Annotated in this window: 5 protein-coding genes; 1 reads left to right on the top strand and 4 read right to left on the bottom strand. The window is 68.3% G+C overall.

The features are described from left to right. Positions 1-936 (bottom strand): DUF222 domain-containing protein (locus MIC448_RS13265; RefSeq protein ID WP_158497550.1); only part of this gene is annotated, 936 nt, incomplete at its 3' end. 187 nt (positions 937-1,123) lie between these two features. On the opposite strand from MIC448_RS13265, the gene MIC448_RS13270 reads away from it, so the two are divergent. Then, positions 1,124-1,597, top strand: coding sequence for an SIP domain-containing protein (locus tag MIC448_RS13270; protein WP_051513889.1), 474 nt, complete (start codon positions 1,124-1,126; stop codon positions 1,595-1,597). On the opposite strand, the gene MIC448_RS13275 is transcribed toward MIC448_RS13270, so the two are convergent. From MIC448_RS13275 to MIC448_RS13285, 3 genes are all read right to left on the bottom strand, one after another. Further along, a complete protein-coding gene (locus MIC448_RS13275; RefSeq protein ID WP_036300610.1) occupies positions 1,576-2,040 on the bottom strand; it encodes a hypothetical protein in 465 nt (154 codons plus the stop codon). The two genes, MIC448_RS13270 and MIC448_RS13275, sit on opposite strands and share 22 nt — an antisense overlap. Then, positions 2,037-2,867, bottom strand: coding sequence for an arginase family protein (locus MIC448_RS13280; protein ID WP_036300612.1), 831 nt, complete (start codon positions 2,865-2,867; stop codon positions 2,037-2,039). The genes MIC448_RS13275 and MIC448_RS13280 overlap by 4 nt, the downstream gene beginning before the upstream one ends. 85 nt (positions 2,868-2,952) lie before the next feature. Then, the gene (locus MIC448_RS13285; RefSeq protein ID WP_036300614.1) at positions 2,953-3,705 is read right to left on the bottom strand and encodes a PspA/IM30 family protein; all 753 of its coding nucleotides are present in this window, start codon (positions 3,703-3,705) and stop codon (positions 2,953-2,955) included. Positions 3,706-3,890 lie beyond the last annotated feature (185 nt).

Genomic DNA, 3,890 nt, shown 5'->3' on the forward strand with positions numbered 1-3,890 from the left:
GAGGAACGCGGTCTCATAGGGGTCGGTGATGCGCTTCTCGATCAGCGACATGACCGGGACGGTGATCTGAACGCTCGCACGGATCGCACCGAGGTCGGTCGCGCCGCCGTCGTGGGCGGTGGGTGCGGCGGTGAGGAGCAGATCGCCGAAGATGTCGGCACGGATCTGGTCGGTCGTGCGGGTGTCGCCGGCGGGTTCGGCTTCTGCCTCAACCCCTGCGAGGGTCCCGGAAATGGTGCCTGCGGCGCCATCGGGGCCTGTTTCGTCACCACCCCGCCGTGCATCGATCACGGAGCGTGCCATCTCGCTGAGCCGGTCATGCACGCCATGCGCGACCACGGCGGGCAGGAGCGCGCGAAACTCTGCCATGCCGTCGTCGACATCGGTGACCCACACGGCGCGATCTTCGACGGCGCGGCGGTGGCGTTGCTCGAATGTCGTGTCGGCGTACCACTCCGCCCGCCGCTTCGCCAACGGTGTCAGCCGGGTCGCGGACTCGGTCGCGGCGATCTGCAGCACGTCCTGTTCGAATTCGGCCCGCATCTCGGGGGTCTCGATGATCGACCCGGCCGTCACGATCGCCCGCACATGCGCAGCCGAGATGTCTCCGGTATCCAACGCTTCCAACGTCCCGACGTAGTCGTTCACGAGGGTTGCGGCTTCACCCATCTGACGTTGCACGGTGCGGTCGCTGACCCGCAGCGCGGCACCGATCTCGGCCGCGATCGACCGATACGGGAACCCCGCATCCGACCCGACGCGCCCGGTCTCGGCCTCTTCGGTCCAGTCCGCCGCGATCATCTGCGCCTCCGCGAGCATGCGAGCTTCTTCCGCATCCAACCGGGCTTTCGCCGCACGGATCTCGATCAGTTTCGGCAGCACCACGTTCATCCGCGCGTCGGCCCGAAGGCGGGCGTTCAGTGCGGATTCGGTCATGACTTCATCATCCGACCAACCACCGACATTGAACCCCCGAAAAGCACCCGGATCAGGCCTTCGCAGATGAGAAGAACATGAGAAAACCAGCCGCACCCGTAGCATCCGCACCGGGGGGCGAGTCGCGCAGGTTATTCACGGCCACAAAGGTAAGGCTCGCCTATATCCAGGGTATAGTTGAGGCATCATGTCGATCGATTCCCTGCCCACCGCTGCGCCCCGCACCACGACGCGTCGTGCGTCGCGTGCGAGCCGCGTGCAGCACCTGGTGACGGCCGACGAGACCTCGCTCACCGAGCTCGAGGCGCTGCTCGTGACGCTGCCGCTCTGCTCCACGGGTCGCATCTTCGTGGAGGTGCCGGATGCGTCCTACATCACGGACTTCGAGGTGCCCCAGCGCATGACGCTGACGTGGCTCGACCGGTCGCGCCGCTCGGGTGAGCCGGGAACCAACCGCGCCTGTGCATCCGGCGCCGCGCTGACCCGCGCCGTCACGGCCTGGGCCGACGAGATGATCTGCGGCGAGGGCGACGACACGCGCGTGACCCTGCTCGGCGGATTCCTCGGCACCGCCGACATCCTCGAGCACCTGACCGAACGTCGCGGTGTCGCGCCGACGGCGATCACCACACCCCAGCGTTACGGCTTGCTCGCCCGCTGACGCGGAACGTACCGGCCGTCTTCCAAGCCTGCCTCGATCTCGAAGCGGTTGCGGAGCGGGTCCCGTCCGGCGATGGCATAGAGCAGCGGCATCAGCATCCCGTACTTCTGCCACTGTCGGCGATGAATTGCCTCGTGCCGCAGGACCGAGGCGGGGATGGTGCCGTCGCCGGTCAAGAAGCATGCGCCCGTGCACACACCACCGCGCGCGAAGGCCCACTTGGGCATCCCGCGGAACACCCACAGGCCCTGCTTACGTTCGATGCGCCCCGTGCTCAGCAACCCGCCCCACACCCAGGCGACGCCCGTCGCGTACAGATATCCGGCGCGGCTGACGGGCGAGTCGAGCAGGAACGCGGGGATGAATCGGTCCAGCAGTTCTCCGCGGCGCACGGCTCGATCGGCGCGTTCGCGCCATCCGACCGGGGGAGTGGCGGGGCTCATACGAGGGCTCCGACGATGCGGAGGATCGTACCCAGATCGTCGACGGCATCGTCGGGGGACGACGGCGAGAACTCGGTGATCGCGGCGCCCGCGAGCGGGAAGCGCTCTCGCAGAGCCTTGATCGTGGCGATCAGGTCTGCGGGCTGTGCCCCGAACGGAACCGGGAAGGCGAGGCCCGCGACGGCTCCCGGGTCGAGTACATCGAGGTCGATGTGCAGAAATACGCGGCTCGCACCGGTCTCGGCGACCGCGGCCACAACGGATGCCGGGTCGGCGAGACTCTCGACCGGGAGCATCCGCATGCCCGTCTCGGCGATGTAGTCCTCTTCGGGCGCCGCAAGATCCCGCGTCCCCACGAGTAGCACCCGGTCGGGCGTGATCGCGCCAGCCGGAAGCGTCATCCCCTCGACGCCCTCGCCGAGGACGGCGCGCAGCACCATGCCGTGGAACGCACCCGATACGACGGTCTCGGGCGTGTGCAGGTCGGCGTGCGCGTCGAGCCAGACGAGCGCAACGTCGGAAGCGGCGCCACCCTCGCCGACGACGGCCGCGACTGCTCCGACCGAGACACCGCAGTCGCCACCGATCACGATCGCCGGGCCCTCACCGTTCGAGACCGCATCCTGCACCAACTCGCGCACGCGGCGGAGAGTAGACAGGCGCCGCACGTTCGTCTCGAGGCTCTCGCCGGCCTCGGCGGGCACCTCGACGAACGTGCACGCCGCTCGAGGCAGATCACCCGCAATCGCGGTCGCCCCGTCGACGAGCTGCATCGCGCGACTCGACGACGAGCCCTGCCATTGCGGGACGATCACGAAGCGCGCCATCTGCCTATCTTTCCGCAAGCGCCGCGCCGCGGCATCCGCTTCCTGTTCGGGATGACGGATGCCGCGGCGCGGTCGTGCTCGTTGCTCAGAGGTCGGGGCTCGGCGCGTCGATCGCGGCGCGCTGCGGGCCACCGGACTTCAGCTCGGCCAGGCGTGCCTCGACCTCGGTCAGCTGACCCAGGTCTTCGAGGCTCTCGAACTGCGCGTCGATGCTCGACGCGGCAAGCTCCGCCTTGCCCGCGGCGAGGGCTTCCTGACGACGGATCTTGTCTTCGAAGCGTCCGAGCTCGCTCGTGGGGTCCATGACGTCGATCGACTTGACGGCATCGTGCACACGGTTCTGAGCCTCGGCGGTCTTCGCCCGCGCGAGCAGTTCGCTGCGCTTGGCGCGCAACTGCTCGAGCTTCTGCTTCATGCCGTTGAGGCCGTCCTTGAGCTTGTCGACGACCTCGGTCTGCGACGCGATCTGCGGCTCGGCGGCACGAGCTTCGCCCTCTGCCGCGATCTGACGCTGCAGCGCGATCTTGGCGAGGTTGTCGAACTTGTCAGCGTCGGTCGGGTCGCCCGCTGCGCGCAGCTGGTCGGCCTTGCGGCTCGCCGCGAGCGCCTTGCCGCCCCACTCCTTGGAAGCCTGGATGTCTTCCTGGTGGTCGCGCTCGAGCAGACGCAGGCTGCCGATGGTCTCGGCGATCGCCGTTTCGGCGTCGGCGATGTTGTTGGTGAAGTCGCGGACGAGCTGGTCGAGCATCTTCTGCGGGTCTTCGGCCTGGTCGATCATCGCGTTGACGTTCGCCCGCACGAGGGTTGAGATGCGGCCGAAAATGGACTGCTTGGCCATTACGGTTTCCTTCCTGGTTGGCTGTTCACGTGGTCTGTGGTCTCTGGTCTGGATGACGGATGTATGGGGCACCGCTCGGCTGTCCCCCCACGCGCCGGGTCAGAACCGGCCTCCGCCGCGTCGTCCTCGGGTGCCGCCGCCGCCGAAGCTGGCCGGACGGGCGCGCCCGCCACCGAAGCTGCCGC

Origin of the sequence: Microbacterium sp. C448 (genome assembly GCF_000582705.2) — a bacterium.
Classification (GTDB): Bacteria; Actinomycetota; Actinomycetes; order Actinomycetales; family Microbacteriaceae; genus Microbacterium; species Microbacterium lacus_A.

Excerpts from the sequence above, each read along its gene's own strand:
- MIC448_RS13270 (WP_051513889.1), top strand. The coding sequence starts at position 1,124 with ATGTCGATCGATTCCCTGCCCACCGCTGCGCCCCGCACCACGACGCGT.
- MIC448_RS13275 (WP_036300610.1), bottom strand. The coding sequence starts at position 2,040 with ATGAGCCCCGCCACTCCCCCGGTCGGATGGCGCGAACGCGCCGATCGA.
- MIC448_RS13280 (WP_036300612.1), bottom strand. The coding sequence starts at position 2,867 with ATGGCGCGCTTCGTGATCGTCCCGCAATGGCAGGGCTCGTCGTCGAGT.
- MIC448_RS13285 (WP_036300614.1), bottom strand. The coding sequence starts at position 3,705 with ATGGCCAAGCAGTCCATTTTCGGCCGCATCTCAACCCTCGTGCGGGCG.